Here is a 25,637-nt window from a genome sequence, read left to right as displayed (position 1 = left end):
GAAATGGCGACGATGGCCATGCGCCTAAATAGACGAGCGGACGCGGTTGTCCCGGGCCCTTCCCCTGGGACCCTCTGACATCTAACATTTCAGTTCGTGGAGAGTGTGGGACGGCATCTGCTGCGCGACGCGGCCTACGGACGGCTGCGGCGCGCGATCATCGACGGCACGCTGGCACCCGGGACCGCGCTTAAGCCCGACGAGCTGGCCGCAAGGCTGGGACTGTCGCGGGCGCCGATCCGGGAGGCGCTCTTCCGGCTCGCCGGGGAAGGGCTCGTCGAGACCAAGCCGCAGAGCTACACGCGGGTCACGCTGGTCGACGCTAAGGAAGCCGCGGACGCGGTCGCCGTGCTCGAGGCGATGCACGACCTCGCCGTACGGGAAATCGCCGCAAGCATCCCCGCCGAGCTGGTGGAGACGATGCGGCAGGCCAATCGGCGGTTCGCCACGGCGGTCGCGGTCGGTGACGCGGACGCCGCGCTCGACGCCGACGACGAGCTGCACGCGGTGCCGCTCGAGGCGTACGGCAACGCGGCGGCCGTCGGCACAGTGGTGCGATACACCCCGCTGGTACGCCGGTCCGAGCGCCTGCTCTTCACCTCGGCCCGGGCGTCCGGGTCGGTCGCGCTGCACGACGAGCTCATCGACGCGCTCGCCGCGCACGACCGGGACCGCGCGGTCACCGCCAACCACACCATCTGGAGGCGTTTGTGATGCTCGCCGACTTTCCGCGTCACCCGCTGCTGTTCGGGCCCTCGCCCGTGCACCGGCTCGACCGCCTGACCGCGCACCTCGGCGGCGCCGCGATCTGGGCCAAGCGGGAGGACTGCAACTCCGGGATCGCGTACGGCGGGAACAAGACCCGCAAGCTGGAATACCTGGTCGCGGACGCGCTGCGGGCCGGCGCCGACACGCTGGTGTCGATCGGCGGCGTCCAGTCGAACCACACCCGCCAGGTCGCCGCGGTGGCCGCCGCCGTCGGCCTCAAGTGCGTGCTCATCCAGGAGAGCTGGGTGGACTGGCCGGACAGCGTCTACGACAAGGTGGGCAATATCCTGCTGAGCCGGCTCGCCGGCGCGGACGTGCGGCTGGTGCGGGCCGGCTTCGGCATCGGCTTCAAGGAGAGCTGGGACGCCGCCATCGCCGAGGTCGAGAAGAGCGGAGGCCAGCCGTACGCCATCCCGGCCGGCGCATCCGACCATAAGCTCGGTGGCCTCGGGTTCGCCGGGTGGGCCGCCGAGGTCGTGCGACAGGAGCGCGAACTCGGCGTCTTCTTCGACACCGTCGTGGTGTGCTCGGTGACCGGCAGCACGCAGGCCGGCATGGTCGCCGGGTTCGCCGCCGCCGGGGGCCCGCCGCGCCGGGTCGTCGGCATCGACGCGTCCGCCGAGCCCGCCGAGACGCGGGCCGCGATCGACCGCATCGCCCGCGCGACGGCGGCGCTGATCGAGACCGGTCGCGAGCTGACCGACGACGAGATCATCCTGGACGAGCGCTATCACGCCGGCGTCTACGGCATCCCGGACGAGACGACGCTGGACGCGATGCGGCTGGCCGCCCGCCAGGAGGGCATGATCACCGACCCGGTGTACGAGGGGAAGTCGATGGCCGGGCTCATCGACATGGTGAGCACGGGGGAGATCCCGCGGTCGGCCACCGTGCTGTACGCCCATCTCGGTGGGCAGCCCGCGCTGAACGCGTACGCGGCGCTGTTCTCTTAGCGCCGTCAACGTCTCTTAGCGCCGTCAACGGAGTACCGGGAACACCGTGCCGGCGACGGCGGCGCCGACCAGCGCGCCGGCGATCACCTGGGGTGCGGTGTGGGCCGACAGGCGCAGCCGGGACCAGCCGATCAGCGGGACCAGCGGGGCGGCGAGCCAGGCCCACGGGCCGTAGACCGCGATCAGCACGGCCACCGTCCCGGCCGCCACCCCGGTGTGGAACGACATCTTCCAGAACAGCGTGACCACGGCGAAGACGAACAGGCCGGTCAGCCCGGCGGCGAGCAGCGCCACGAGTTCGCGCGGCGCGCCCAGCACCGCTAATAGAGCAGTACCGACGAGCGACGAGGCCGCGCCGAACAGCAGCGGGCCCCGGCGCAGCTTGCGGTCCGGGATGTGGTGGTCGCCGAGGCGGCCACGGCGGACACCGCGGACCACGTACGCCATCGGGATGCCGGCGGCGAACACGGCGGCCGGCACGCCCCACCACCCGGAGCCGCCGGCCTGCCAGCCGACGAGTAAGAGCAGGGCCGCGACCAGTACCGCGGGGGCGAAGACTTCGGTCACGAGACGGGCCAGCCGATTGCGCACCCGCAACATGGTAATGGCGTTACCAGGCACGCCGCCGGAATGGTGATTAACGTTGCCGGCATGTCCACCGACAATCGACAACTCATCAGCGATCTTTACAAATTCGCGGCCACCGGGGATTTCGTCCGGCTGGGCGAGCTGATGGCCCCGGATTACGCATTGGTGCAATCGCCCGGCCATCCGATGGCGGGCACGTGGGAAGGTGCCGCCGCGACCGCGGCCGCCGGTCAGTTCTCGCAGGCGCTCGGCATTTCCGGGATCACCGTGCACGACATCGCGACCGACGGCCCGCACCGGGTGATGAGCCTGGTCGACCTGATCGGCACCGACGGCGCGGGCCGGCCGTGGACGATGCCGCTGGTGGAATGCTTCCGGATCGAGAACGGGAGGATCACCGAAGTGCGTCCGTTCTACTGGGATCAGCACGAATTGGCGGCGATCCTGGCCTCGCGCGGGATCACCGAATTCCGGCCGACAGTTTAGCCAGCGCCTCCTCGGACGCCTCGTCCAGCGCGGTATAGGTGACCAGGGAAAGCCCCGGCCGGTCCTCCACCGCGAAAAGCTGCGTCTCCATTCGGAGAGGGCCCGCGGCCGGGTGGTGATAGGTCTTGCGACGCACCTTCGCGCCGCTCACCGCCTGCGCGTCCCACCAGCGCCGGAATTGCTCGTCGGTGCGCCGCAGCTCGGCGATCAGGGCGATCAGCTCGGCGTCACCCGGGTGCCGGCCCGACTCCATCCGCAGCACCGCCACGCCCTCGCGGGCCATCTCGGCCCATTCGTCGCCGAACTGGGCCCGGTACGCGCTGTCCAGGAACGCCATCCGCACCAAGTTGCGCTGCCGGGGCGCCATCGCGTCGAAGTCGGCGACCACGGCGGCGGCGAGCTCGTTCCAGAGCAGCACGTCCATGCCGCGGTTGAGGACCAGGGCCGGGACGTTCCGCAAGCTCGACACGAGTTTGCGCACCCCGAGCGGGATGCCGGGCACGGGCTCGCTCTCCGTTTCCCGGGCCGCCGCCAGAGCGTGCAGGTAGGCGCGCTGGTCGGCGGTCAGCATCAGGGCGTCGGCGAGCGCGTTCAGCACCGGCGGCGAGACGTGCCGGCTGCGGCCCTGCTCGATCCGCACGATGTAGTCGACGCTCACCTTGGCCCGCTCGGCCAGCTCCTCGCGGCGCAGGCCGGGCACCCGGCGCCGGCGGGCGTCGCGGTGCACCCCGGCGGCGTCCGGGTCGACCGCGGCGCGTCGCGCGCGCAGGAAGCCACCCAGGGTCGAGTCCATGACCACCATCATGGCTCGGGCAGGATCGGGGACATGACTGACGTTCTCGTGGTGGGCGGCGGCATCATCGGCCTCACGGCCGCGAGCCGGCTGCGGCAGCGCGGCGCGAACGTGACGATCTGGACGGCCGACGACGTACGGGACACCGTCTCGTCGGTGGCGGCCGCCGTCTGGTACCCGTCGCACGTCGACGAGGATCCGCGGGTGCTGAGGTGGGCCGCCGAGGCGTACCGGGAATTCGTTCGTCAGGCTTCGGCCGGCGTGCCGGGGGTGATGCTGCGCCGGACCCGGATGGTGATGCGGACGGCGCCGGACGTGGTGCCGTGGTGGGTCGCGGGCGCCGGCGACGCGAGCCTGGCCGACGGCGAGGTTCACTTCACCGCGCCGCTGGTGGAGATGGAGACGTATCTGCCGTGGCTGCGCCAGGGGCTGATCGACGACGGGGTGCGGATCGAGCGGCGGCGGGTGTCCTCGCTGTCGCCGGCGCTGGCGGCGGCGCCGCTGGTGGTGAACGCGACCGGGCTGGCGGCGGGGGAGTTGTGCGGCGATCCGGCGGTGTTCGCGGCGCGCGGGCACGTCGTCATCACGGACAATCCCGGGCTCGACGTGTCGGTGCGCGACGAGGACAACCCGGCCGGGCTCACGTACGTGCACCCGCGTAGCCACGACGTGGTGCTGGGCGGCACGTACGAGGTGGGGCAGTGGTCGCTCGAACCGGATCCGGCCGAGGTGACGGCGATCCTGCGGCGCTGTGCCGCGCTGGAGCCACGGCTTGCGGGCGTACGGGTAAGGGGTTCGAAGGTTGGTCTGCGGCCCGGCCGTCGGGGTGGTCCGCGGGTCGAGGCGGCCGGACGGGTCATTCACGCGTACGGGCACGGCGGCGCCGGGATGACACTGTCCTGGGGTTGCGCGGACGAGATCGCCGGGTTGGCATCGTCCGGCACGATCAACGGATGACCCGGAAACGGATTTTATGGGCCTTGCTCGCGGTCGTGGTGCTGGTGAGTGCGCCGTGGCTGTGGACCTTTCTGGCGGCGCAGGGGCATCTGCACGACGCGGACTCGGCGCCGCCGGCCGACGTGGTGATCGTGCTGGGGACCGAGCCGGGCAACCGATTACAGGGGCGGCTGGACACCACGGCGGCGCTGGTGACGAGCGGGCGGGCCGCTTCGGTGCTGGTCTCCGGCGACCGCGGCGGTGAGCGCGGCGACGAGATCGCGGCGATGACCGACTACCTGGTGGCGCACGGGGTGGACCGCGGCAGGATCACGACGGATCCGTACGGGCTGGACACCTACGACACGTGCAAGCGGGCGCGCGACGTGTACCGGGTGTCGCGCGCGCTGGTCGTCACCCAGACGTACCACCTGAGCCGGGCCGTGACGCTGTGCCGGCACATGGGGATCGACGCGGAAGGGGTGCGCGCCCGCTGCGACTGCTCGGCGTGGCTGCTCGCCTCGAAGTGGTTCCGCGACTATCTGGCCAGCGGCAAGGCGGTGTGGGACGTGGTCCGCGACCGCCCGGCCCGTGTCACAGATGTTGTTGCTGCCCGGTCCTAGTAGGCAACGACGAATTGAAGGAGCAACACATGAAACCGACAGTGGTTCTGGTGCACGGGGCGTTCGCCGAGTCGGCCAGCTGGAACGGTGTCATCGAAAAACTCGGTGATGTCGATGTGGTGGCGGTCGCCAACCCGCTGCGCAGCCTGGACGGCGACGCCGCGTACGTGCGTGACGTGATCGCCGGTATCGGCGGGCCGGTGCTGCTGGTCGGACACTCGTACGGCGGGATGGTGATCACCGAGGCGGCCGCCGGGAACGACGCCGTGGCTGGGCTGGTCTACGTCTGCGCGTTCGCCCCGGAACAGGGCGAGTCGGCCTTCGCACTGTCCACCAAGTTCCCCGGGAGCACGCTCGGCGAGGCGCTCAACGCGTACCCGGTGAGCAGCGGGGGCAACGAGTTCGCGATCCGGTCCGACGTGTTCCGTCACCAGTTCGCCGCCGACGTGCCCGCCGCGCAGGCCGCCATCATGGCCGCCACCCAGCGGCCGGTCACCGAGGCCGCGCTCGCCGCGGGACTGTCCACGGGCGTACCGGCGTGGAAGTCGATTCCGTCGTGGTTCGTCTTCAGCGACGAGGACCTCAACATTCCGGTGGCGCTGCACCGTTTCATGGCCGAGCGGGCCGGTGCCAAGACCGTGCGCGAGGTGCGCGGGGGCTCGCACGCGCTCAGCGTCTCGCAGCCGGGCGCGGTGTCCGAGGTGATCCGGGACGCGCTCGGAGCCTGAGCTCAGTGTGCCGCCCGTCGCTCCGCGTCACCTGAACCGCGGGGCGGCGGGCTCGTTCAACGAGGTATGAACACACCTGCTTTTCGCTTCGGTATCAGCCTTCTGACGCCTCGCTCCGCGGCCGACTGGGCCGCCCGCGCGCACGAGGCCGAGGACCAGGGTTATCACGTCATCCAGAGCGCGGACCAGCTCGGCATGGCCGGGCCGTTCCTCGGACTGCTCGCCGCGGCCGAGGCCACCCACCTGCGGGTCGGCACGTACGTGCTGAACGCGGGTGTGCACAGCGCGGCCTACCTGGCGCGCGACGCCGCCGACCTGTACCGCCTCACCGACGGGCGCTTCGAAATGGGCGTCGGCGCCGGAATGGCGGCCTCGGCGGGGTCGTCGTCGCCCGGCTCCCGGATTCGCAATCTGAACCAACTGCTCACCGAGACGCTCGAGCTGCTGGCCGCGGAGGCGGACCAGCCCAAGCCGCCGGTCATGGTGGCGGGGGCCGGGAAGCGGGCGCTCGAACTGGCCGCGCGCACGGCCGACATCGTGAGTTTCCCGATCACGGCCGGTCTCGGCGAGCACGGCGGCGAGCAGGAGCTGGACTATCGCGTCAAGCTGGTACGGCAGGCGGCCCGCGGCCGCGAAGTCGAGCTGAACCTGTTCGTCCAGGGGATGGGTGCCCGCGTCGCCGACATCGACCTCGGTGACCTGCCGGCGCAGACCGGGCGGTCGGCGCAGGAGCTCGCGGACCTGCCCGGTGTCCTGGTTGGATCGCCGCGGGAGATCGCCGATACGTTGCGGCACTACCGCGAGGAGCTGGGCATCAGCTACATCAGCGTGCGGGAGCCCTACCAGCGGGCGTTCGCCGAGGTCATCGAGCAGCTGCGCTGACGGCTGATGTGGCGGCTCCGGCTCCGGCCCCCGCCGCCGCGGCCCCGCAACCCGACGCCGGCCCCACCGGAACCCGTTCCGACCCGGCCGGGCCGCGGTCACCCCGCCGTCGCCAGCGCTATCAGGTCGGCCATGCCGAACTGCCCGCCCAGCTCGGGAGTCCACCCGGGTTCCAGGCTCAGGTAGCTCTGCGGGTCGGCGCGCAACAGTCCGATCAGGACCTCGGCGACGATCCGGCCGCCCACCGGCCCCAAGGCGTCGCCGTCGGTGAAGTGCTCGGCCTCCTTGAGGATGTAGAACCACAGTGGCGTGCCGTGCGGCCACTCGTGTCCCATCTGCGCGCCGGTCATCGCCTCGACCCCGAGCAGCCGCGCGACGGCCTCGCCACTGGGTAACTTTGTTGACTCGCCGCGCAACAGGTCGCGTACGGCCAAAGATCGGTATGCCGCGTCGGCGGGACCGGTCACCTGCTGCGGCAGCCCGATCAGACTCCCCGCGAGGGTGCCGTCGAGCCGTTTCGCGCGCTGCGCCGGCGGCCGGCCCGGCACGTCGAAGATCTGGCTGAGATCCAGGCGCCGGTCGGCGGGCAGCGGCCCGAAGCCGACCAGATCGGGGAACAACGGCACCGCCGGCCCGCCGTCGACCAGCCGATAGGTGTGCCGGATCTGCCCGTGCCCGTAGCGGTAGGCGGCGTCCGCGAACTCGAGCGGGATGAACGCGTGCCCCGGCGCCGGCGCGAACCACCTGCCACCCTCGGTGAGCACCTTTTTGACCAGTTCCCGGCCGACCAGCCGCGGCAGGAAGTCGTGCACCACGATCCACTGGTAGTGCCAGGTGAGGGCGACGCGCGCGCGGTCGAACACGTCCGTTTCGCCGTTCGCGCGCAGGATCTCGACGATGCGGTTGTGGGCCCGCAGCAGCGCGACGTGCAGACTCAGCGAGAACAGGTGCACGTCGTTGCGCGGGTCCCCGATCAGCGCCACCCCTTGCTGGTTGCGCGGCACGTCCCCGCCGTCCGGCCCGAGCAGGAACTTCGCCGGGTCGCCCACGTCGAACAGATAGGGTGACCCGACCGGCCCGTCCGAGTAGATGATCTCCAGGTTGAGCTTGGGCTGGCGGGCGTTGCGCAGCACCCGCGGATCGGTCCCACCCATCAGAGCCGACCGGTCCGCCGTGATGTCATGCGCGACAAGCTGCCCGAAGAACGGCCACCCCGCAGCTTCTCCCGCATCGTCCCCACCGGCGTCCGGCGCCACCGCCGCGTCACAGATCCCGCCGCTGACCCCGGCCCGCACCAGCACGTCCGCCCCGGTCCCGAGCGGCGCCAGATCCGGAAACATCCGCCCATACCGGGCAGCCTCGGCGGGCCGGTCCACCGCCCGCACCAGGCTGAGGCAGTGATCACGAGCAGCCACTTGGGTGCCGGTCTCCACAGTCTTCACGACATTCCTCCCGTACGCCTCCACCCCGCCATCACAAAGACCAGCAACCAGGTCCCGCTGTGACAGACGCCCACCCCCGCCGCCACGCCGTCGCTGACCCGTTGCCTTGGCTGACCCGTCGCCTTGGCAGCCCTTGTGCCGTGGCTGATCTCTCGCCTTGGCTGATCTGTCGCCGTGGCTGATCTGTCGCCGTGGCTGATCTGTCGCCGTGGCTGATCTGTCGCCTTGGCCGCCCTTGTGCCGTGGCTGATCTGTCGCCTTGGCTGACCTGCTGCCGTGGCTGACCTGTCGCCTTGGCCGACCTGCTGCCTTGGCTGACCTGCTGCCGTGGCTGACCTGCTGCCGTGGCTGACCTGCTGCCTTGGCCGACCCGCTGTCGTCGCTGACCTGCTGTCGTCGCTGACCTGCTGTCGTCGCTGACCTGCTGTCGTCGCTGACCTGCGGCTTCCGCTGACCTGCTGCACCCCTGGCCGACCCGCCGCACCAGCCCAGCTTCAGCGCCCACGCCGCAGTCCGCAACGCCCTGCCTGCCCGAGGCCCGCCACGCCCACGCACCGTCACCCGCGCACCGTCACTCCATGCACCGTGACCCGCGGCACCGTCACTCCATGCAGCGTCACCCCCGCTGTCGTCCCCATGCGCTGTCGTCCGGCGTGTTGCCGGAGCCCGCGCGCCGTCGTCCTGCGAGTTGGCGTTCCGTGCCCTCGTCCCGCGTGTTGGCGTTCCGTGCCGTCGTCCTGCGGGGTGTCGTCCTGTGCGTTGCCGTTTTGTGCGCTTTCGTCTTGTGCGCGTTAGTTGTCCAGCGTCTTGTTCTCCGCGCCGTCGTTCCGCCGCCGACCGGCCCGATCACGGCGCCGCTCGGCCTGCGCATCGATCCGCGCCGCTTGAGCACGTGGCGGCAGCGACCCGGCGGGCGCTGGCGACGGCGACGGTCGCAGGCCGCATATCGCTCATGTCGGTCTTGTCACGCCTTCGGGGTGGGTGCGCTTGGCGGCCATGCGGGGCGGGGCGTTTGGTTGCGTGGTCTGCGGCTGTTGCGCTGTGGGGGTGGGTGCGCTTGGCGGCCATGCGGGGCGGGGCGTTTGGTTGCGTGGTCTGCGGCTGTTGCGCTGTGGGGGTGGGTGCGCTTGGCGGCCATGCGGGCGGAGCGTTTGGTTGCGTGGTCTGCGGCCGTTGCGCTGCGGGGTGGGTGCGCTTTGTACCTTTCGTTGCCTTTGGCCGGGTCGAAATTGGTTCGGCTCAAGCGATTTCGCGCGATTCTCGAGACCTTGGAGAGTTATGGCTCGTATGTGGGCGTAACTCTCCATCAAGGTCTCGAAATTGGGCGCCGAATGGCCTTCGCAAAAGCGGCATATTAGTACGAACCCACTGTCGCATGTGGATGATCATCCACTATGCGGATGGTCCGGACCGAATAGTGAGATCGCGGCACAAGTAGGCGGGCAGGCGCGGCCTCGTCGGCGGCCTCCAGCCTGGGCAATGTGTGTCTTATAAGGCATACCGGGCGGCTCCAAGGTGGGATGTCGATGCTTGGGACGTAAGGCGGCGCGGTTTCACACGCTGACGGCGGGGCAGGACGTGGGACGGCTTGGGTGGCGCGAAGTCCTGCGCCGCTGCGGTCAAGGTCCTGCGCCGCTGCGGTCAAGGTCCTGCGCCGCTGCGGTCAAAGTCCTGCGCCGCTGCGGTCCGAGTCGCGCGCTGCAGGGGTGGAGGTTGTCCGCAGCGGGGGTGAGTGGCGCGGGTGCGTTGCGGGGTGGAGGTTGCGCGCGCTCCGGGGGTGCGCTGCGGGGGTGGGGGTTGTGCGTTGCGGGGCCGGCGGTTGTGTGCGAGCGGGGGTGGAGGTTGTGCGTTGCGGGGCCGGCGGTTGTGTGCGACGGGGGTGGAGGTTGCGCGCTGCGGGGGTGGGGGTTGTGCGTTGCGGGGCCGGCGGTTGTGTGCGAGCGGGGGTGGGGGTTGTGCGTTGCGGGGCCGGCGGTTGTGTGCGAGCGGGGGTGGAGGTTGCGCGCTGCGGGGCCGGCGGTTGTGTGCGACGGGCGTGGCGGTTGTGGGCTGTGGGGGGTGGGGTGGGGGTTGTGGGGGAATGGGGGAGGGGGCTGTCACAGGGGGTGGGTGGGCTCGGTCTTACGGGGTGACAGAGGGAGGGAGAGTCTCATGTCGGATGCGTGGAAGAGCGCGCTCACCGTGCTGCAAGAGGTGACGCCGCCGTTCATTCCGCACGGGGCGCACGCGATGACGGTCGTCATTGAGTATCCGCCGGGGGATCCGGGGGCGCCGCCGCATCGGCACCCGGGTGGGCCGGCGTTCGGGCTGGTGCTGGATGGCGAGATGGTGTTTGAGCTGGAAGGGGACGAGCCGCGCGTGGTGAAGGCGGGGGAAGCCTTCTGGGAGCCGGGCGGGGACGTCATTCACTACCGGGACGGCAACAACCGTGCGGACGTGCCGGTGCGGTTCACCGTGACGATGGTCTGCGATCCGGATCAGCCGATGCTGGTGCTCGTGGATGACGAAGAGCTTGAGCAACGTAAAGACCGTAGGAAGGGCAAGTAAATGAAGATCGCCGTCATCGGGGGCACCGGGCTCATCGGCTCGCAGGTGGTTCGGATCCTGAACGAGCAGGGGCACGAGGCGCTGCCGTATTCGCCGTCCACCGGGGTTGACCTGGTCAGCGGGAAAGGGCTGGACGGGGCGTTGAAAGGCGCCGACGTCGTGGTCAACCTGACGAATTCGCCGACGTTCGACGACGCGTCGCTCGCGTTCTTCCAGACCACTATGGCCAATCTGCTGGCCGCCGCGAAAGACGCCGGGGTGCGGCACGCGGTCATCCTGTCGATCGTCGGCGTCGAAAAGGTGCCCGACCTCGCGTACTTCCGGGCGAAGGTGCTGCAGGAGGACATTCTCAAGGCGGGGCCGGTGCCGTACTCGATCGTGCGGGCCACGCAGTTCTTCGAGTTCATCGACGCGATGATGTCGTGGACGTCGGACGAGACCAGCGTCCGCCTGCCCGCCGCTCCGATCCAGCCGATCGCCGCGGCCGACGTCGCCAAGGTGGTGGCCGAGGTGGCCGTCGGCGCGCCGCTGCAGGGGACCCGCAACATCGCCGGGCCGGACGTCTTCACCCTGGACGAGCTGGGGCGGGTCACGCTGGAGGCTCGCGGCGACAAGCGCACGGTCGTCATCGACACGACCGCGGGCATGCTGGCCGCGGCACCCGGCGACGTGCTCATCGCGAAGGCCGGCGCGGACATCGCCCCGACCTCGTACCGGGAATGGCTGAAGTCGCACTGACCCCCGGTGCCGGTGGCCGCGGGCATCGAGCGCGGTCACCGGCCGGGCGGGCCGCGTGACATGATCACGTAATGACGGCTAGCTATTTCGACGGTTGGTACGCGGACCAGAGCGCCTCGTCGGCGAAGGACCGCCTCATGCAGCGCCACCTCGGTCTCCCGAGTGAGGTCGTGCCCAACAACACGCTTCCGTGGACGGGCCTGGCCGAGGTCGCGACGATGCTCCGCCTCGAACCGGGTGGCCGGCTGCTCGACCTCGCCTGCGGTCGCGGCACGTACGGCGGGGAGATCGCACGCCGTACGGGAGCAAGCCTTTCCGGTGTTGACTTCTCGGCGGAGGCGTTGAACGCGGCCCGCCGCGCCCACCCGGAGGCCGACTTCCGGCTGGGTGACATCACCGCGACCGGGTTCGGCGACGACGCGTTCGACGCGGCCGTGTGCATCGACGCCATCCAGTTCGGTGACCCGCAGAGCGCGGGCTTCGCCGAGCTGCGGCGCGTGGTCCGGCCGGGCGGGCGCGTCGTTCTCACCTGCTGGGAAGCGCGGCTGCGCGGCGACGAGCGGGTCCCGAAACGACTGCAGCACCTGGACCTGGCCGAGGGGCTGGGCGCCGCGGGATTCACCGATGTCGAAGTGCAGGAGCGCACGGACTGGGAAACCGTCGAGTTAGGACTCAATCAGGAAGCCGCCGCGCTCGACCCCGGCGACGATCGTGCGCTCAAATCGTTCCACGACGAGGCGGTGCGGTCGCTGCCGAACATGCCGCTGGTACGGCGGGTGCTCGCGACCGCGGTCAGCTGAGGCCGCGCAGCGCGGTCATCGCCGCCTGCGACGCCGCGTCGGGGCCGGGAATCATCACGTGCAGCGTCTGGTCCGGGTCCTCGGTGATCCGGACCGCCTCGACGTGCAGGCGGACCGCGCCGACCTCCGGATGCAGGATCACCTTGGACTCGACCGTGTAGGCGCGGGTCACCCGGCCGCCCGCCCAGATCTCGCGGAACTCGGCGCTTTCCGCGCTCAACTCGTCGATCAGCGCGATGGTTTTCGGGTCGTCCGGATAGCGGCCCAGGTCCATGCGCAGCATGCCGATCAGGCCGGCCGCCGCCGCGTACCAATCCTGATGGATGTCGCGCGCGCTTTCGTCGAGCAGCACCCAGCGGACCGCGTTGCGTTCGCGTGCCGGAAGGGCCGGGAAATCGTGGATCAGCCGGCGGGCCAAGGCGTTCGCCGCCAGCACGTCGGTGCGCCGGCCGACCAGGATCGCGGGCAGGCCGGAAAAGGACTCCATAAGCTGGAAGGTGCCCGGGCGGACCGATTGCGCCGCGGCCGGGTGCACGATTTTCCGGCGATTGTCGAGGCGGGCCAGATCGAACATGTGCTCGCGTGCCGGATCGTCGAGCTGCAGCACGTCGGCGAGCGCGTGCAACACGTTCCCGCTCGGGGTGATCCGCCGTTTGCCCTGCTCGAGTTTGACGTAATAATCGACACTCACGCCGACTCGGCGGGCCACCTCCTCACGCCGGAGCCCGGGGACGCGCCGCGTCGCGATCGGCGGCACATCCGCATTCCCCGGAGTCAGCGATGCGCGTCGCGTACGGAGGAAATCGCCCAGCGTGAGCTCTTTCATTGGTTGATCCGCTTCCTGTTCTTTCCGTTGCTCTGCGACAAGAGTAGCTCTCTCCTGCCTAGGTACGTTCGGGCCTTGTTAGGTCATTTGACGGGGCTTCTCCGCTGTTTTCCTTGGTCCGGGTCACACCACTCACGGACTTTGGACAGGAACAGATGGACTCGTTTGATTTTGTGATCGTCGGCGCGGGAACGGCCGGGTCGGTGCTCGCCGCGCGGCTGTCCGAGGATCCGTACAACCGGGTGCTTCTGGTCGAAGGGGGCGCGCCGACCGGCCCGCCGGCGATGTCGGTGCCGGCCGCCTGGCCGACGCTGATCGGCAGCGAGGTGGACTGGGGGTACGCGACCGTGCCGCAGCGCGGCCTGGACCACCACGTGCTGCCGTACCCGCGGGGCAAAGTCTACGGCGGCAGCAGCAGCATCAACGCGATGGCCTTCCTGCGCGGGCACCGCGACAACTACGACGAGTGGGCGCGCGGCGGCGCCACCGGCTGGGGCTACGACGACCTGCTGCCGTACTTCAAGCGCTCGGAGACCGCCGCGCCCGGCCGTGACCCGTACTACCGCGGCACCTCCGGGCCGATGCGCGTCGCCCCGGCACCCCGGGTCAACGAGATCTCGTACGCCTACCACGCCGCCGCGATCCAGGCCGGGCATCCGGTGTCCGAGGACCTCAACGGCAAGCAGCCGGAGGGCGTGGCCTGGCTGGAGATGAACATCGTGGACGGGCTGCGCCAGTCGGCTGCCGACGGTTACCTGCGCCCGATCCTGGGGCGGGCGAACCTGACCGTCGTGCCGAACGCCGTCGTGCGCCGGCTCACCTTCGCCGGCGACCGCTGCACCGGTATCGAGTACGTCACCGGCGGACGAGTGGTGCAGGCGCGCGCGGATCGCGAGGTGGTGCTCAGCGCGGGCGCGGTCGGCACCCCGAAGCTGCTCCTGATCTCCGGCATCGGTCCGGCGCACCACCTGCGGGAACGGGGCCTCTGGGTGCGTACGGACCTGCCGGGCGTCGGCTCCGGCCTGCAGGATCACCCACTGTCCGGCATCACGTACGCGGCGGCCAAGCCGGTGCCGGCGGCGATCAACAACCACAGCGACCTGGTGTCGCAGCTGCGCAGCCGGCCCGGGCTCGTGGCGCCGGACGTGCAGATCACCTTCATGGACATCGCCTACTACCCGCCGGGCACGACCGGTCCGGCGCAGGGCTACACGATCGTGTTCTCGCTGATGCGGCCGCACAGCCGGGGGACCGTACGGCTGGCGAGCGACGATCCGGCGGCGGCCCCGCTGATCGACCCGAACTTCCTGAGCGATCGGCGCGACGTGGAGACGATGGTCGCGGCGCTGCGGTTGGCGCGCGAGGCCGGTGAGACCCCGGCGATGAGCGAGTGGCGCGGCGCGGAGGCGATTCCCGGGCCCGAAACGGACAGCGACGAGGCGCTGGCCCGGTACGTGCGGTCGACGGTCAGCCCGTTCTTCCACGCGGCCGGCACCTGCCGGATCGGCACCGACTCGCTCGCGGTGGTCGATCCGCAGCTGCGGGTGCACGGCGTGCAAGGGCTGCGGGTGGCCGACGCCTCGGTGATGCCGGCGCTGACCGGCGCGAATCCGAACGCGACGGTCTACGCGATCGGGGAGAAGGCGTCCGCGCTGCTCCTCCAGTGACGCCCCGTACGGGCGCGAAGCAGGCATGCTCCCCCGAGCCCGTACGGGGCCCCTCAGCGTGATCTCGGCCGCCGGGGGGATAACGGTTTGGACACGGGGCGGCGGTCTCGGGGCGGACCAGGTAACGTGCGACCGCTCAACCTGAGAATCTCCTGATAGGAACAGAATCGTGTCCGTCGACCAGCCGGGCCCGCCGCCGCAGAGCGCGCAGGGCTACCCGTCACCTTCTGGCCAGCCGGGCTTTCCGCCGCCCGGCCAGGGATTCCCGCCGCCGGGTGACGGGTTCCCGCCGCCGCCCGGGGGTTACCCGCCGCCGCAGCAGCAGGGCATGAGCGGCCTCGCCATCACCGGTTTCATCCTGTCCTTCCTCGGTGGTCTGCTCGGCCTCATCCTGAGCGTGATCGCGATCTTCCAGACCGGCAAGGGCAAGAAGCGGGGCCGCGGTCTCGCGATCGCCGGCGTCGTCATCTCGCTGATCTGGGGCGGGGTCTACGTCGCCATCGCCGTGGCCGCCTCGAAGTCGACGCTCATCGACCCGGGATGCACCACCGGTAAGGCCGCGATCGTTGACAACGCCACCGACATCACGCCCGCCAAGGTGCAGGCCACGATCGACGGGCTCAACAAGGCCGCCGGCGAGGCCAAGCACGACAACGTGCGCGACGCGATGAAGACCATGGCGGACGACTACACCCAGCTGCTGAACGCCGTGAAGACCGGGAAGGTGCCGGACGGCCTCCAGACCAAGATCAACACGGACGCCGCCGCCATCGACGACCTTTGCACCCTCGGTTCCTGATGAACTGACGAACGGCACCGGCCTTGCCGGTGCCGTTTGCGGCGGGAAGCAACCTGAACGCGCTGACCCCATAATCCCGGCATGCGAATCACTGCCGCGCCCCGGTTCTGGTGGCGGATTGCCATCGTCGTCTTCGCCGCGGTCGGCCTGCTCGTCGGGAACAGCCGCCTGGTGTTCTTCACCTTCCAGAGCAACGTCCTCGTGCTGGTCTACTTCAGCGGCGTTCTCTACTGGATGGCCCGGCGCGGCACCACCGCGACGCCCGCTCCCCGGATGCGCGGCCTGGTCACGCTCGCCATCCTGGGCACCGGGCTGATCGCGCACTTCATCCTCAACCACGGCGACAGCCCGTTCCCCGGCCTGGTCGACGACAACCCGGCCGAGCGGGTGGACAGCCAGTCGTTGTTCCTCCTGCACTACGTCGTTCCGGTCATGGTGCTGATCGACTGGGTCGCGTTCGGGCCGCATCGCGTCGTGCGGTGGCGCGAGATGCCGTTGTGGATCCTCTACCCGCTCGGCTACGGCGTCGCGGTCGAGGCGCGCGCGGCGATCTTCCCGGCCGCCGTCAACCGGTACCCGTACAGCTTCCTGGACGTCGGAAAGCACGGCTGGGGCTACGTGCTGGGCCAGTTCCCCGAGCTCGCGGCGATCTTCGTCGTACTGGGCGCGCTGCTGCTAGGCCTCGACCGGCTGGCCGGCCGGACCGTGGATCGGCGAGTCGAGCTCGCTCAGCGACCGGCCGGTGCCGCCCCAGGCCTCCCGGATGAACTCGGCGGCGATCGCGACGGCGGTCTCCTCGGGGGTGCGAGCGCCCAGGTCGAGACCGATCGGAGCGCGTAGCCGGGCGATCTTCTCGTACGGCACGCCCAGCTCGCGCAGCCGCACCAGCCGGTCCTCGTGGGTGCGCCGGCTGCCCATCGCGCCGATGTAACGCGCCGGCGTGTCCAGCGCGACCTCGAGCAGCGGGATGTCGAACTTCGGGTCGTGGGTGAGCACGCACAACACGGTCCGTTCGTCGACCGTGGTCGACGCCAGGTAGCGGTGCGGCCAGTCGACGACCAGTTCGTGCGCGTCCGGGAAGCGCTTGGCCGTGGCGAAGACTCCCCGGGCGTCGCAGACGGTGACGTGGTAGCCCAGGAAACGCCCGATCCGGGCCACCGCACCGGCGAAGTCGATGGCGCCGAAGACGATCATGCGAGGCGGCGAGACGTACGTCTGGACGAAGACCTCCTGCTCGATGACGCCGGTCGTGCCCTGCGCCAGCATGCCGGAGGCTTCCAGCTTCACGCGGTGGTCGAGATCGTGCTCGCCGAGCGACCCCTCGACGCGGTCCGGCCAGATCACCAGCTGGCGGTCCGGGACCGAGGCCACCGAGACCGGCGAGCCGTCCCGGATCGCGGCGAGCACGGCGTCGAGCGATGTCATCGCCACGTCGGGCTGGACCAGCAGCTCGATGGTGCCGCCACAGGTCAGACCGACGTCAAAGGCGTCATCATCACTGACCCCGTACGTCCGCCGGAGTGCCTGGCCGGACTCCAGCGCTTCCTCGGCGGCGGCGTAGAGAGCACCCTCGACGCATCCGCCGGACACGCTGCCCAGCACCTCGCCGTGCTCGCTGACGGCCATCGCCGCGCCGGGCTGCCGGGGGGCGGACTTCCACGTACGCACCACGGTGGCGACCGCGAACCGGATGCCCGCCGCGCGCCATGCCAGCAAGCCGTCGACGATGTCCCGCACGCCCGTACGATCATCGACCGCCGCCTGCACGTCAACGCCGACTTAAGGGATCACTTAGGTGGCCGTTGACATTGATTGTCCGCCCGCGTGAGGTTGAGCGAGATCGATTGCGGGAGGTGCGGCGTGCAGGTACCGGCTCCGTTCGAGTACGAACGTGCGACCACTGTGGACCATGCGATCGGGCTGCTCGACCGGCTCGGCAGCTCCGCGCGGCTGGTGGCGGGCGGGTACAGCCTGCTGCCGATGATGAAGCTGCGCCTGGCGAACTTCGAATACTTGATCGATATTAACCCTCTTCACGATGAGCTTGGCTATATCCGCATAAATCCGGATGAGGTGCGCATCGGCGCGCTGACCAGGCACCGCGAACTGCTCGAATCGGACGAACTGGCCCGCGCGTTCCCGATCTTCCGGGACGCCGAGAAGGTCATCGCCGATCCGGTGGTCCGCAACCGGGGTACGCTCGGCGGCTCGCTCTGCCAGGCCGACCCGTCCGAGGACCTGTCCGCGGTCTGCACCACGCTCGACGCCACCTGCGTGATCCGCGGGGCACGCGGCACCCGGGTGGTCAGCATGGAGGAGTTCCACGTCGGCCCGTACGAGACGGCGGTCGGCGACGGCGAGATGCTGACCGAGATTCGCCTCCCGGTGCGGGACGGCGGCGGCAGCGCGTACGAGAAAGTGGAACGCCGGGCGGGAGATTGGGCGGTGGTCTCGGCCGGCGCGGCGGTCTGGCTGCGCGACGGGACGATCACCGACGCCCGAGTCGGCCTGGCGGCTGTCGGGCCAAATACCACCGGAATTCGCGAAATTTCGGAAATTTCGCAAGGGCGCGAGCCCAGCGAGGAGCTGTACGAGCAAGCCGGCGCCATCGCCGCGCGCACCTGCAGCCCCGTGACCGACCAGCGCGGCAGCGAGGCGTACAAGCGGCACCTGGCCGACGAGCTGACCCGGCGCACCCTCCGCAAGGCCGTCGAACGGGCGAGGAGCTGAACCCATGCAGGTCACGATGACCGTCAACGACGCCGAGGTCACCCGGGAGATCGAGGGCCGGCTGCTGCTCGTGCACTTCCTGCGCGACGTGCTCAGCCTGACCGGGACGCACTGGGGCTGCGACACCAGCAACTGCGGCACCTGCGTGGTGCTGATGGACGGCGAGCCCGTCAAGTCGTGCACCGTGCTCGCCGCGATGGCCGCGGGCCACGAGATCCGCACGGTGGAGGGCCTCGCCAGCAACGGCGAGCTGGACCCGATCCAGCAGGGCTTCATGAAGAACCACGGTCTGCAGTGCGGGTTCTGCACGCCGGGCATGATGATGACCTGCCGGGCCCTGCTCGACCGTAACCCCGACCCGTCCGACATGGAGATCCGCGAGGCCATCTCCGGCCAGATCTGCCGCTGCACCGGATACGCCACGATCGTGCGTTCGGTGCGGTGGGCGGCGGTGCACGAGGCGCAGGAGGTCGTCACCCCATGACCACGATCCAGGACCCGAAGTTCACCGACTTCCACGACAACGATCAGAAGCCGCTCGGGCACGGGCGCATGCTGCGCAAGGAAGACCCCCGTTTCGTACGCGGCCGGGGCCGGTACACCGACGACGTACAGCTGCCCGGGATGTTGCATCTGGCGATTTTGCGCTCGCCGTTCGCGCACGCCCGGATCGTCAGCGTGGACACCAGCGCGGCCGAGGCGGCACCGGGCGTGCGGGCCGTGGTGACCGGGGCGATGCTGGCCGAGAAGGGCCTCGCCTGGATGCCCACGCTCTCCAACGACGTGCAGGCCGTGCTGGCCACCGACAAGGTGCGCTTCCAGGGCCAGGAGGTCGCGTTCGTGGTCGCCGACGACCGCTACCAGGCCCGCGACGCGCTGGAGCTGATCGACGTCGAGTACGACGTGCTCGACCCGGTGATCGACGCGCGCAAGGCGCTGGACCCGTCGGCGCCGCTGATCCGCGACGACCTGCAGGGCAAGGAGAACAACCACGTCTTCGACTGGGAGACCGGCGACGAGGCGGCCACCGAGGCCGTGTTCGCGGCCGCCGACGTGGTGGTCAAAGAGGACATCGTCTACCCCCGCGTGCACCCGGCCCCGATGGAGACGTGCGGCGCGGTCGCCGACTTCGACGCGGTCGAGGGCAAGCTGCGGTTGTGGTCGACCACGCAGGCCCCGCACGCGCACCGCACCCTGTACGCGATCGTGGCCGGCATCCCCGAGCACAAGATCCAGGTGATCTCGCCGGACATCGGTGGCGGCTTCGGCAACAAGGTCCCGATCTATCCCGGGTACGTGTGTGCGATCGTCGCCTCGATCGTCAGCGGCAAGCCGGTCAAGTGGATGGAGGACCGCTCGGAGAACCTGATCAGCACCGGGTTCGCACGCGACTACATCATGCGCGGCGAGATCGCGGCCACCCGCGACGGCAAGATCCTGGCGATCCGCACCAACGTCCTCGCGGACCACGGCGCGTTCAACGGGACGGCGGCACCGGTGAAGTATCCGGCCGGTTTCTTCGGCGTGTTCACCGGCAGCTACGACATCGAGGCCGCGTACTGCAAGATGACGGCGGTCTACACCAACAAGGCGCCGGGCGGCGTCGCGTACGCCTGCTCGTTCCGGATCACCGAGGCGGTGTACCTGGTCGAGCGGATCGTCGACTGCCTGGCCGACGAGCTGGGCATGGACCCGGCCGAGCTGCGGCTGAAGAACTTCATCCGGCCCGAGCAGTTCCCGTACACGACCAAGACCGGCTGGGTCTACGACTCCGGGAACTACGAGCCCACCATGCGGCTCGCGATGGACATGGCCGGCTACTACGACCTGCGCAAGGAGCAGGAGGAGAAGCGGGCCCAGGGTCAGCTCATGGGCATCGGCATCTCGTTCTTCACCGAGGCGGTCGGCGCCGGCCCGCGCAAGGACATGGACATCCTCGGGCTCGGCATGGCCGACGGCTGCGAGCTGCGCGTGCACCCGACCGGCAAGGCCGTGGTGCGGTTGTCGGTGCAGTCCCAGGGGCAGGGCCACGAGACCACGTTCGCGCAGATCGTGGCCGAGGAGATCGGCATCCCGCCGGCCGACATCGAGGTCGTGCACGGCGACACCGACCAGACCCCGTTCGGGCTCGGCACGTACGGGTCGCGCTCTACCCCCGTCTCCGGGGCCGCGGCAGCGTTGGTGGCGCGGAAAGTCCGGGACAAGGCGCAGATCATCGCGTCGGCGATGTTGGAGGTGTCGGTCGCCGATCTCGATTGGACAAAAGGTGCCTTCCAGGTCAAGGGGGACCCGGGCAAATCGGTCACGATCCAGGAGATCGCGATGCGGGCGCACGGCGCCGGCGACCTGCCCGAGGGTATCGAAGGCGCGCTGGAAGCCCAGATCTGCTACAACCCGTCGAATCTGACGTACCCGCACGGGGCGTACATCTGCGTGGTTGACGTTGATCCCGGCACCGCGCAGGTGAAGGTGCGGCGGTTCATCGCGGTCGACGACTGCGGCACCCGGATCAACCCGATGATCATCGAGGGTCAGGTGCACGGCGGTCTCACCGACGGCGTGGGCATGGCGCTGATGGAGATGATCGCCTTCGACGAGGACGGCAACTGCCTCGGCGCGTCCCTGATGGACTACCTGATCCCGACCTCGCTCGAGGTGCCCGACTGGGAGACCGGATTCACCGTCACCCCGTCGCCGCACCACCCGATCGGGGCCAAGGGCGTGGGCGAGTCGGCCACGGTCGGCTCACCGCCGGCGATCGTCAACGCGGTCGTCGATGCCCTCAAACCCTTCGGTGTACGCCACGCCGACATGCCGCTCACCCCGTCCCGCGTGTGGGACGCGATGAACGGCCGTGCCACGCCCCCGATCTGAGGTGCATACCGTGAACGCCACCATCGCCGACCGGGCCCGCGAGCTCACCGTCTCGCGGGAACCGTTCGTGCACGCCACCGTCGTCCGCGCCCAGGAACCCACCTCGGCGCGGGCCGGCGACGACGCGGTGATCCTCGCCGACGGGTCCATCGAGGGCTTCGTCGGCGGGGTCTGCGCGGAGAGCTCGGTGCGCGCCGCCGCGCTGGAATCGCTGCGCGAGGGCACCTCCACGCTGCTGCGGGTGCTGCCGGAACGCGCGTCGGGGTTCCCGGAGACGCCCGGCGCGGTGGTCGTGGTCAACCCGTGCCACTCGGGCGGCGCGATCGAGATCTTCCTGCGTCCGGTGCTGCCGAAACCCCTGCTCGGGGTGGTCGGGACGACGCCGATCGCGCGGGCGGTGGCGCAGCTCGCGTCGTTCCTCGACTTCGAGGATGCGCCGGCTGGCTATGACGGCGCGACGGCCGTGGTGGTGGCCGGGCTGGGGCGCGACGAGGAGAAGTCGATCCGGGCCGCGCTCGACGCCGGGGTGCCGTTCATCGCGCTGGTCGCGAGCCGGACACGGAGCAAAGGCGTACTTGAGGAAATGGGTCTGACGGCCGCCGAACTCGCGCGGGTGCATACGCATGCGGGGCTTGATATCGGGGCGCGGACGCCGGCCGAGATCGCGCTTTCCGTGCTGGGGGAAATCGTCCGGGCCGTCCGGGTCGACGGCATCCAGCCCGCTTCGATTGTCGCGTCGTCGCCGAAGACCGCGATCGATCCGATCTGCGGGATGACCGTCGTGATCGGACCGGATACGCCGACCCTCGACGGCCAATACTTCTGCTGCGCCGGGTGCCTCGAGAAATACGCGGCGGCGTGAAGGATTCGTCCGAGGTACAGGCTCGGCTCGACGCGGTGGACTATCTCGTCGACGACGGGCTCGCCATGGCGGTATTCCTGTCGCTGCGACTGGGCAAGCCGCTGTTGCTCGAAGGCGAGCCCGGAGTGGGGAAGACGGCCGCGGCCAAAGCCCTCGCTGTCGCTTTGGATACGCCGCTGATCCGGTTGCAGTGCTACGAAGGGCTGACCGCGGGCGAGGCGCTGTACGAATGGAATTATCAGCGTCAGCTCCTGCACATCCGGCTCGCCGAAGCATCGGGTTCGCGGCTGACCGACGCCGATCTGTTCACCGCCTCGTTCCTTCAGGAAAGACCCATTCTCCGCGCCGTACGCCACCCCGGGCCGACGCCTGCGGTGCTGCTCATCGACGAGATTGATCGGGCGGACGACGAATTCGAGGCGTTGCTTTTCGAGTTCCTCGGGGAGGCGGCCATCACGGTGCCGGAGCTCGGGACGTTCGCCGCGGTGGTGCCGCCCGTGGTCGTGTTGACCTCGAATCGCAGCCGGGATCTGCATGACGCGTTGCGGCGGCGCTGTCTTTACCACTGGATCGACTTTCCGGCGCCGGCGCGGGCCGCGGAAATCGTTCGACGGTCGGTGCCCGGGGCTTCGCTACCGCTGATTCGCTCGGCCGCTGACTTTGTCGGTCGCGTACGTACGCTTGATTTGGACAAATCACCCGGATTGGCCGAGACGATTGATTGGGTGTCCGCCTTGGCCGCGCTCGGTGCCATTTCGCTGTCCCGTTCGGACGCGCTGAGCACACTCGGCACGATCGCCAAGACCCCCGACGACCGTCTCCTCGTCGCCGAAGCCGTCCACCAGGAGATCTCATGAAAATCAGCAACGAGTTCACGGTGCACACGCCGATCGAGCGGGCCTGGCAGGTTCTGACCGACCTGCCCGGGATCGCGCCATGTATGCCCGGCGCCCGGCTCACCGGCGTGGACGGCGACGTCTATCAGGGCAAGGTGAAGGTGAAGGTGGGTCCGGTGATCTCGGAGTTCGCCGGGACGGCCCGTTTCACCGAGAAGGACCCGTCGGCGTATCGGGCGGCCATCGATGCGAAGGGGCGGGACGCGCGCTCGGCCGGGAACGCGGCGGCGGTGGTCACGGCGGTGCTGACGGCCTCGGGCGACAGCACAGTCGTGTCCGTCGACACCGACCTGAAGATCAGCGGGAAGCTGGCCCAGTTCGGCAGCGGCATGATCAAGGAGGTGTCGGGCAAGCTGCTGGCCCAGTTCGTCACGAATTTGGAGGCCAAGCTGGCCGCCGAGGACGAGGGCGTGACGGAGGCGGCGGGGGCCAACGGCGCGTCCGCGGCATCGTCGCCCGAGGCGTCGTCCCCGGAGGGTTCGGCGTCTTCCCCGGCGGCGGGTTCGTCGGACTCAGCGGCCGCCTCGACGATCGGCGCGCCTGCATCCGGGGCGGCCTCGGTGTCCACAGAGTCGTCGACGGTCAGCGCGGCGGCGGGATCCGGGGCGGACACGGCCTCCGGGGAGTCCTCGACGGTCGGCGCGGCGGCATCGGGGGCGGCCACCGCGACCGTCGCCGATGCGGCGGTGTCGCCGGCCGACGTCGCACCAGCGGCGGTCCCGTCCGTAGAGGAGGCGGCACTGGCCGAATGTCCGGTGCCGGCCCAGGAGCCGAAGCCGGGCGGCGAAGCCGATTTGGCGGGCACCGAACCACCGGCGGCCATCCGCACGGTGCCGTCCCCGCCATCCAGCCCGTCCGCTTCGCACACCGCCGGCACCGCTTCCGCTCGGTCGGCGACCTCATCCGCCACGGTCGCTCCCTCTCCCGTGTCGCGGGATACGGCCTCGCTCGCGACCACGGACGACGAGTTGGAGGCGCTTGATCTGCTCGCCGTCGCCGGAGGGTCGATCTACAAGCGGCTCGTTCCGGTCGCGATCGGCGTCGTCGCGGTGGGTGCGGTCATTGTCTGGCTCGTCGCCCGGCGCTGACGACCCGCCGCAGGCCGCCTCACGCCGCGGTCCCGCTCGAGGCGAAGGGCCCGACGCGGTGGTGCGCGCGGTTGGGTGGTCGGATGCTGTGTCGGGGCGGGGTCTGGCTCCGGGGGGATCGATAGAGGCCGCGGCGCGCGGTGGACGGGGTGGCGGGCGGCGGCCGGTTCTGCTTCGTGGCACGGACCGGGCCGCGTTCGCGGTGGCGTTCGCTGACCGGCTTCGGACGGCCGGGGTGCCGGCCGGGCTCACGCACGTGGCAGACCTGGTGCACGCGCTCGACGTCAGCCCGCCCGACTCGGTCGGGAATCTCTACTGGACGGCGCGGATCGCCCTGGTGCGGCGGCAGGCCGACGTGGCCGCGTTCGACCGGGTCTTCGACGCCGTGTTCGCCGAGGCGCCGCCGCTGCCGCTGCCGCACACGTCCGGCGCGCACGCGCAGCGCGACGAGGACATGCACGTCCCGATGCCGGCCGGCGCCGACCAGCTCGCCGGGGGAAACGGCCTGCCGTGGGCCACGCTGCCTGCCGCCGTGGAGGCCGGCGACGACCCCGCCGGCACCGGCCCGCGCCTGCCCGAACTACGGCCGAGCGCGCTGACCGCCCTGGCCGCGCGGCCGTTCGAAGAACTCGACACCGCCCAGACCGCCGCCCTGGGCGAGGCGCTGCGAAAGTCGCTGACCACGTGGCCGGCCCGGCGCACCCGCCGCCACGCGGTCGATCCCGCCGGTCGCCGGATCGCGCTGCGGCCGACCATCGCGCGCGCCCGCCGAACCGGTTGGGAGCCGGTCACGATAGTCCGGGAGCGCCCGATCCGCCGCCCGCGCCGGGTGGTGCTGCTCTGCGACGTCAGCGAGTCGATGCGCGCGCAGGCCACCGCCTACCTGCATTTGATGCGCGCCTTCGCCTTGGTGGCCGACGCCGAGGTGTTCGCCTTCGCCACTACGTTGACCCGCTTGACCCCCGCGCTGCGGCAGTCGTCCCCTTCGGAGGCGATCGCGAGAGCGACCGAAACGGTGACCGACCGCTTCGGCGGCACCCGCATCGCCACCAACATCGAAGCCTTGCTCGCGTCGCATCACGGCAACGCCCTGCGCGGCGGCCTGGTGATCGTCGCCTCCGACGGCTGGGACAGCGACCCACCCGACCGCCTGGCCGCCGCGATGGCCCGCCTGCGCAGGCGCGCGTACCGGATCTTCTGGCTCAACCCCCGCGCCGGCCAGCCAGGCTTCGCCCCGCGGGTGGCATCGATGGCGGCGGCCCTGCCGTTCTGCGACCACCTGCTGCCCGCCGCCACCTTCGCCGACCTGCAGGCATGCGCCCAGCTCTGGGCCGCAGCCCCGGCATCCAGGCCATAGCGCCACACTCGGGGCAAGTCGGTGCCGGATGACATCGGCCCGCACCATGCAGACCAGCTCGACCTGCTGCCGCGGCCTGACTTGCATTAGGCGGGTCAGCTCGACCTGCTGCCGCAGCCCGACCCGCACGACGCGGTCAGCCCCAGGCCGCTTGCCGGCCGCGGGGCACATCTGCCGCGCGAAGCGAGGGTGTCCCATCGCCGTCGAAGCAGCCGCTCGCAACGAGTGGAACCGGGCCAGCACGGCCTCGTTTG

At 70.4% G+C, this 25,637-nt stretch carries 24 protein-coding genes and 1 pseudogene; 20 read left to right on the top strand and 5 right to left on the bottom strand.

What is annotated here, in order from left to right; genetic code table 11:
- The first annotated feature begins 96 nt into the window (after nucleotides 1-96).
- Together HH310_RS10725 and HH310_RS10720 are read left to right on the top strand one after the other, a co-directional pair.
- The gene (locus HH310_RS10725; protein WP_169175294.1) at nucleotides 97-714 is read left to right on the top strand and encodes a GntR family transcriptional regulator; all 618 of its coding nucleotides are present in this window, start codon (nucleotides 97-99) and stop codon (nucleotides 712-714) included.
- Nucleotides 714-1,721, top strand: a complete 1,008-nt coding sequence (locus tag HH310_RS10720; protein ID WP_211191986.1) for a 1-aminocyclopropane-1-carboxylate deaminase — start codon at nucleotides 714-716, stop codon at nucleotides 1,719-1,721. Before HH310_RS10725 ends, HH310_RS10720 begins: the two co-directional genes overlap by 1 nt.
- Nucleotides 1,722-1,745: 24 nt before the next feature.
- On the opposite strand, the gene HH310_RS10715 is transcribed toward HH310_RS10720, so the two are convergent.
- Nucleotides 1,746-2,312 (bottom strand): phosphoesterase PA-phosphatase, encoded by a 567-nt coding sequence (locus tag HH310_RS10715; protein ID WP_396027505.1) that lies wholly within the window; start codon nucleotides 2,310-2,312, stop codon nucleotides 1,746-1,748.
- 60 nt (nucleotides 2,313-2,372) lie between these two features.
- On the opposite strand from HH310_RS10715, the gene HH310_RS10710 reads away from it, so the two are divergent.
- On the top strand, nucleotides 2,373-2,795 hold the full coding sequence (locus tag HH310_RS10710) for a nuclear transport factor 2 family protein (RefSeq protein ID WP_169175291.1): 423 nt from the start codon (nucleotides 2,373-2,375) through the stop codon (nucleotides 2,793-2,795).
- On the opposite strand, the gene HH310_RS10705 is transcribed toward HH310_RS10710, so the two are convergent.
- Nucleotides 2,770-3,588, bottom strand: coding sequence for a helix-turn-helix domain-containing protein (locus HH310_RS10705; protein ID WP_211191985.1), 819 nt, complete (start codon nucleotides 3,586-3,588; stop codon nucleotides 2,770-2,772). The genes HH310_RS10710 and HH310_RS10705 overlap by 26 nt on opposite strands.
- A 33-nt stretch (nucleotides 3,589-3,621) precedes the next feature.
- On the opposite strand from HH310_RS10705, the gene HH310_RS10700 reads away from it, so the two are divergent.
- The 4 genes from HH310_RS10700 to HH310_RS10685 all read left to right on the top strand — a co-directional run bounded on the left by HH310_RS10700 (nucleotide 3,622) and on the right by HH310_RS10685 (nucleotide 6,757).
- Complete coding sequence (locus tag HH310_RS10700; protein WP_211191984.1) at nucleotides 3,622-4,545, top strand: FAD-dependent oxidoreductase; 924 nt, start codon at nucleotides 3,622-3,624, stop codon at nucleotides 4,543-4,545.
- The gene (locus HH310_RS10695; protein ID WP_169175290.1) at nucleotides 4,542-5,147 is read left to right on the top strand and encodes a vancomycin high temperature exclusion protein; all 606 of its coding nucleotides are present in this window, start codon (nucleotides 4,542-4,544) and stop codon (nucleotides 5,145-5,147) included. The genes HH310_RS10700 and HH310_RS10695 overlap by 4 nt, the downstream gene beginning before the upstream one ends.
- 29 nt (nucleotides 5,148-5,176) lie before the next feature.
- Nucleotides 5,177-5,875: an alpha/beta fold hydrolase gene (locus HH310_RS10690; protein ID WP_169175289.1), complete on the top strand. Its 699-nt coding sequence runs from the start codon at nucleotides 5,177-5,179 to the stop codon at nucleotides 5,873-5,875.
- Nucleotides 5,876-5,941: 66 nt separating this feature from the next.
- Complete coding sequence (locus HH310_RS10685; RefSeq protein ID WP_169175288.1) at nucleotides 5,942-6,757, top strand: LLM class flavin-dependent oxidoreductase; 816 nt, start codon at nucleotides 5,942-5,944, stop codon at nucleotides 6,755-6,757.
- Nucleotides 6,758-6,855: 98 nt separating this feature from the next.
- Here HH310_RS10685 and HH310_RS10680 read toward each other — a convergent pair whose 3' ends face one another.
- Nucleotides 6,856-8,199 (bottom strand): peroxidase family protein, encoded by a 1,344-nt coding sequence (locus tag HH310_RS10680; RefSeq protein ID WP_312033954.1) that lies wholly within the window; start codon nucleotides 8,197-8,199, stop codon nucleotides 6,856-6,858.
- 2,151 nt (nucleotides 8,200-10,350) lie between these two features.
- Between HH310_RS10680 and HH310_RS10675 the strand changes: the two genes are divergently transcribed.
- The 3 genes from HH310_RS10675 (at nucleotide 10,351) to HH310_RS10665 (ending at nucleotide 12,284) form a co-directional block, all read left to right on the top strand.
- Nucleotides 10,351-10,746 carry a cupin domain-containing protein gene (locus HH310_RS10675; protein WP_169175287.1) on the top strand — a complete coding sequence of 132 codons (396 nt, stop codon included), beginning with the start codon at nucleotides 10,351-10,353 and terminating at the stop codon, nucleotides 10,744-10,746.
- Nucleotides 10,747-11,484 carry an SDR family oxidoreductase gene (locus HH310_RS10670; RefSeq protein WP_169175286.1) on the top strand — a complete coding sequence of 246 codons (738 nt, stop codon included), beginning with the start codon at nucleotides 10,747-10,749 and terminating at the stop codon, nucleotides 11,482-11,484.
- 71 nt (nucleotides 11,485-11,555) lie between these two features.
- Nucleotides 11,556-12,284: a class I SAM-dependent methyltransferase gene (locus HH310_RS10665; protein WP_169175285.1), complete on the top strand. Its 729-nt coding sequence runs from the start codon at nucleotides 11,556-11,558 to the stop codon at nucleotides 12,282-12,284.
- Here HH310_RS10665 and HH310_RS10660 read toward each other — a convergent pair.
- The gene (locus HH310_RS10660; protein WP_169175284.1) at nucleotides 12,277-13,110 is read right to left on the bottom strand and encodes a helix-turn-helix domain-containing protein; all 834 of its coding nucleotides are present in this window, start codon (nucleotides 13,108-13,110) and stop codon (nucleotides 12,277-12,279) included. The two genes, HH310_RS10665 and HH310_RS10660, sit on opposite strands and share 8 nt — an antisense overlap.
- 155 nt (nucleotides 13,111-13,265) lie before the next feature.
- Between HH310_RS10660 and HH310_RS10655 the strand changes: the two genes are divergently transcribed.
- The 3 genes and pseudogenes from HH310_RS10655 to HH310_RS10645 all read left to right on the top strand — a co-directional run.
- Nucleotides 13,266-14,777: a GMC family oxidoreductase gene (locus HH310_RS10655; protein ID WP_169175283.1), complete on the top strand. Its 1,512-nt coding sequence runs from the start codon at nucleotides 13,266-13,268 to the stop codon at nucleotides 14,775-14,777.
- Between the two features lie 169 nt (nucleotides 14,778-14,946).
- A complete protein-coding gene (locus HH310_RS10650) occupies nucleotides 14,947-15,576 on the top strand; it encodes a hypothetical protein (RefSeq protein WP_169175282.1) in 630 nt (209 codons plus the stop codon).
- 81 nt (nucleotides 15,577-15,657) lie between these two features.
- Nucleotides 15,658-16,206: pseudogene (locus tag HH310_RS10645) on the top strand (Pr6Pr family membrane protein); the annotation flags it as partial.
- 45 nt (nucleotides 16,207-16,251) lie between these two features.
- Here HH310_RS10645 and HH310_RS10640 read toward each other — a convergent pair.
- On the bottom strand, nucleotides 16,252-17,313 hold the full coding sequence (locus HH310_RS10640) for an XdhC family protein (RefSeq protein WP_169175281.1): 1,062 nt from the start codon (nucleotides 17,311-17,313) through the stop codon (nucleotides 16,252-16,254).
- 123 nt (nucleotides 17,314-17,436) lie between these two features.
- On the opposite strand from HH310_RS10640, the gene HH310_RS10635 reads away from it, so the two are divergent.
- The 7 genes from HH310_RS10635 to HH310_RS10605 all read left to right on the top strand — a co-directional run bounded on the left by HH310_RS10635 (nucleotide 17,437) and on the right by HH310_RS10605 (nucleotide 25,383).
- Nucleotides 17,437-18,306 (top strand): xanthine dehydrogenase family protein subunit M, encoded by an 870-nt coding sequence (locus HH310_RS10635; RefSeq protein WP_169175280.1) that lies wholly within the window; start codon nucleotides 17,437-17,439, stop codon nucleotides 18,304-18,306.
- A 4-nt stretch (nucleotides 18,307-18,310) separates the two neighbouring features.
- On the top strand, nucleotides 18,311-18,790 hold the full coding sequence (locus HH310_RS10630) for a (2Fe-2S)-binding protein (RefSeq protein WP_169175279.1): 480 nt from the start codon (nucleotides 18,311-18,313) through the stop codon (nucleotides 18,788-18,790).
- Nucleotides 18,787-21,180 carry an aerobic carbon-monoxide dehydrogenase large subunit gene (locus HH310_RS10625; protein ID WP_169175278.1) on the top strand — a complete coding sequence of 798 codons (2,394 nt, stop codon included), beginning with the start codon at nucleotides 18,787-18,789 and terminating at the stop codon, nucleotides 21,178-21,180. The genes HH310_RS10630 and HH310_RS10625 overlap by 4 nt, the downstream gene beginning before the upstream one ends.
- A gap of 10 nt (nucleotides 21,181-21,190) precedes the next feature.
- On the top strand, nucleotides 21,191-22,042 hold the full coding sequence (locus HH310_RS45290) for an XdhC family protein (protein WP_169175277.1): 852 nt from the start codon (nucleotides 21,191-21,193) through the stop codon (nucleotides 22,040-22,042).
- Nucleotides 22,043-22,077: 35 nt separating this feature from the next.
- Nucleotides 22,078-22,899: a MoxR family ATPase gene (locus tag HH310_RS10615; RefSeq protein WP_312033953.1), complete on the top strand. Its 822-nt coding sequence runs from the start codon at nucleotides 22,078-22,080 to the stop codon at nucleotides 22,897-22,899.
- Nucleotides 22,896-24,026: an SRPBCC family protein gene (locus HH310_RS10610; RefSeq protein ID WP_169175275.1), complete on the top strand. Its 1,131-nt coding sequence runs from the start codon at nucleotides 22,896-22,898 to the stop codon at nucleotides 24,024-24,026. Before HH310_RS10615 ends, HH310_RS10610 begins: the two co-directional genes overlap by 4 nt.
- Nucleotides 24,027-24,228: 202 nt before the next feature.
- Nucleotides 24,229-25,383 (top strand): VWA domain-containing protein, encoded by a 1,155-nt coding sequence (locus HH310_RS10605; protein ID WP_312033952.1) that lies wholly within the window; start codon nucleotides 24,229-24,231, stop codon nucleotides 25,381-25,383.
- Nucleotides 25,384-25,637: the final 254 nt, after the last annotated feature.

Origin of the sequence: Actinoplanes sp. TBRC 11911 (assembly GCF_012933445.1) — a bacterium.
Classification (GTDB): domain Bacteria; phylum Actinomycetota; class Actinomycetes; order Mycobacteriales; family Micromonosporaceae; genus Actinoplanes.
This window is presented reverse-complemented; position numbering and strand designations above follow the sequence as displayed.

What these genes read in the sequence shown, in the direction of transcription:
- HH310_RS10720 (WP_211191986.1), top strand. Translation starts at nt 714, where the DNA reads ATGCTCGCCGACTTTCCGCGTCACCCGCTGCTGTTCGGGCCCTCGCCC.
- HH310_RS10710 (WP_169175291.1), top strand. Translation starts at nt 2,373, where the DNA reads ATGTCCACCGACAATCGACAACTCATCAGCGATCTTTACAAATTCGCG.
- HH310_RS10705 (WP_211191985.1), bottom strand. Translation starts at nt 3,588, where the DNA reads ATGGACTCGACCCTGGGTGGCTTCCTGCGCGCGCGACGCGCCGCGGTC.
- HH310_RS10700 (WP_211191984.1), top strand. Translation starts at nt 3,622, where the DNA reads ATGACTGACGTTCTCGTGGTGGGCGGCGGCATCATCGGCCTCACGGCC.
- HH310_RS10695 (WP_169175290.1), top strand. Translation starts at nt 4,542, where the DNA reads ATGACCCGGAAACGGATTTTATGGGCCTTGCTCGCGGTCGTGGTGCTG.
- HH310_RS10690 (WP_169175289.1), top strand. Translation starts at nt 5,177, where the DNA reads ATGAAACCGACAGTGGTTCTGGTGCACGGGGCGTTCGCCGAGTCGGCC.
- HH310_RS10685 (WP_169175288.1), top strand. Translation starts at nt 5,942, where the DNA reads ATGAACACACCTGCTTTTCGCTTCGGTATCAGCCTTCTGACGCCTCGC.
- HH310_RS10675 (WP_169175287.1), top strand. Translation starts at nt 10,351, where the DNA reads ATGTCGGATGCGTGGAAGAGCGCGCTCACCGTGCTGCAAGAGGTGACG.
- HH310_RS10670 (WP_169175286.1), top strand. Translation starts at nt 10,747, where the DNA reads ATGAAGATCGCCGTCATCGGGGGCACCGGGCTCATCGGCTCGCAGGTG.
- HH310_RS10665 (WP_169175285.1), top strand. Translation starts at nt 11,556, where the DNA reads ATGACGGCTAGCTATTTCGACGGTTGGTACGCGGACCAGAGCGCCTCG.
- HH310_RS10660 (WP_169175284.1), bottom strand. Translation starts at nt 13,110, where the DNA reads ATGAAAGAGCTCACGCTGGGCGATTTCCTCCGTACGCGACGCGCATCG.
- HH310_RS10655 (WP_169175283.1), top strand. Translation starts at nt 13,266, where the DNA reads ATGGACTCGTTTGATTTTGTGATCGTCGGCGCGGGAACGGCCGGGTCG.
- HH310_RS10630 (WP_169175279.1), top strand. Translation starts at nt 18,311, where the DNA reads ATGCAGGTCACGATGACCGTCAACGACGCCGAGGTCACCCGGGAGATC.
- HH310_RS10625 (WP_169175278.1), top strand. Translation starts at nt 18,787, where the DNA reads ATGACCACGATCCAGGACCCGAAGTTCACCGACTTCCACGACAACGAT.
- HH310_RS10610 (WP_169175275.1), top strand. Translation starts at nt 22,896, where the DNA reads ATGAAAATCAGCAACGAGTTCACGGTGCACACGCCGATCGAGCGGGCC.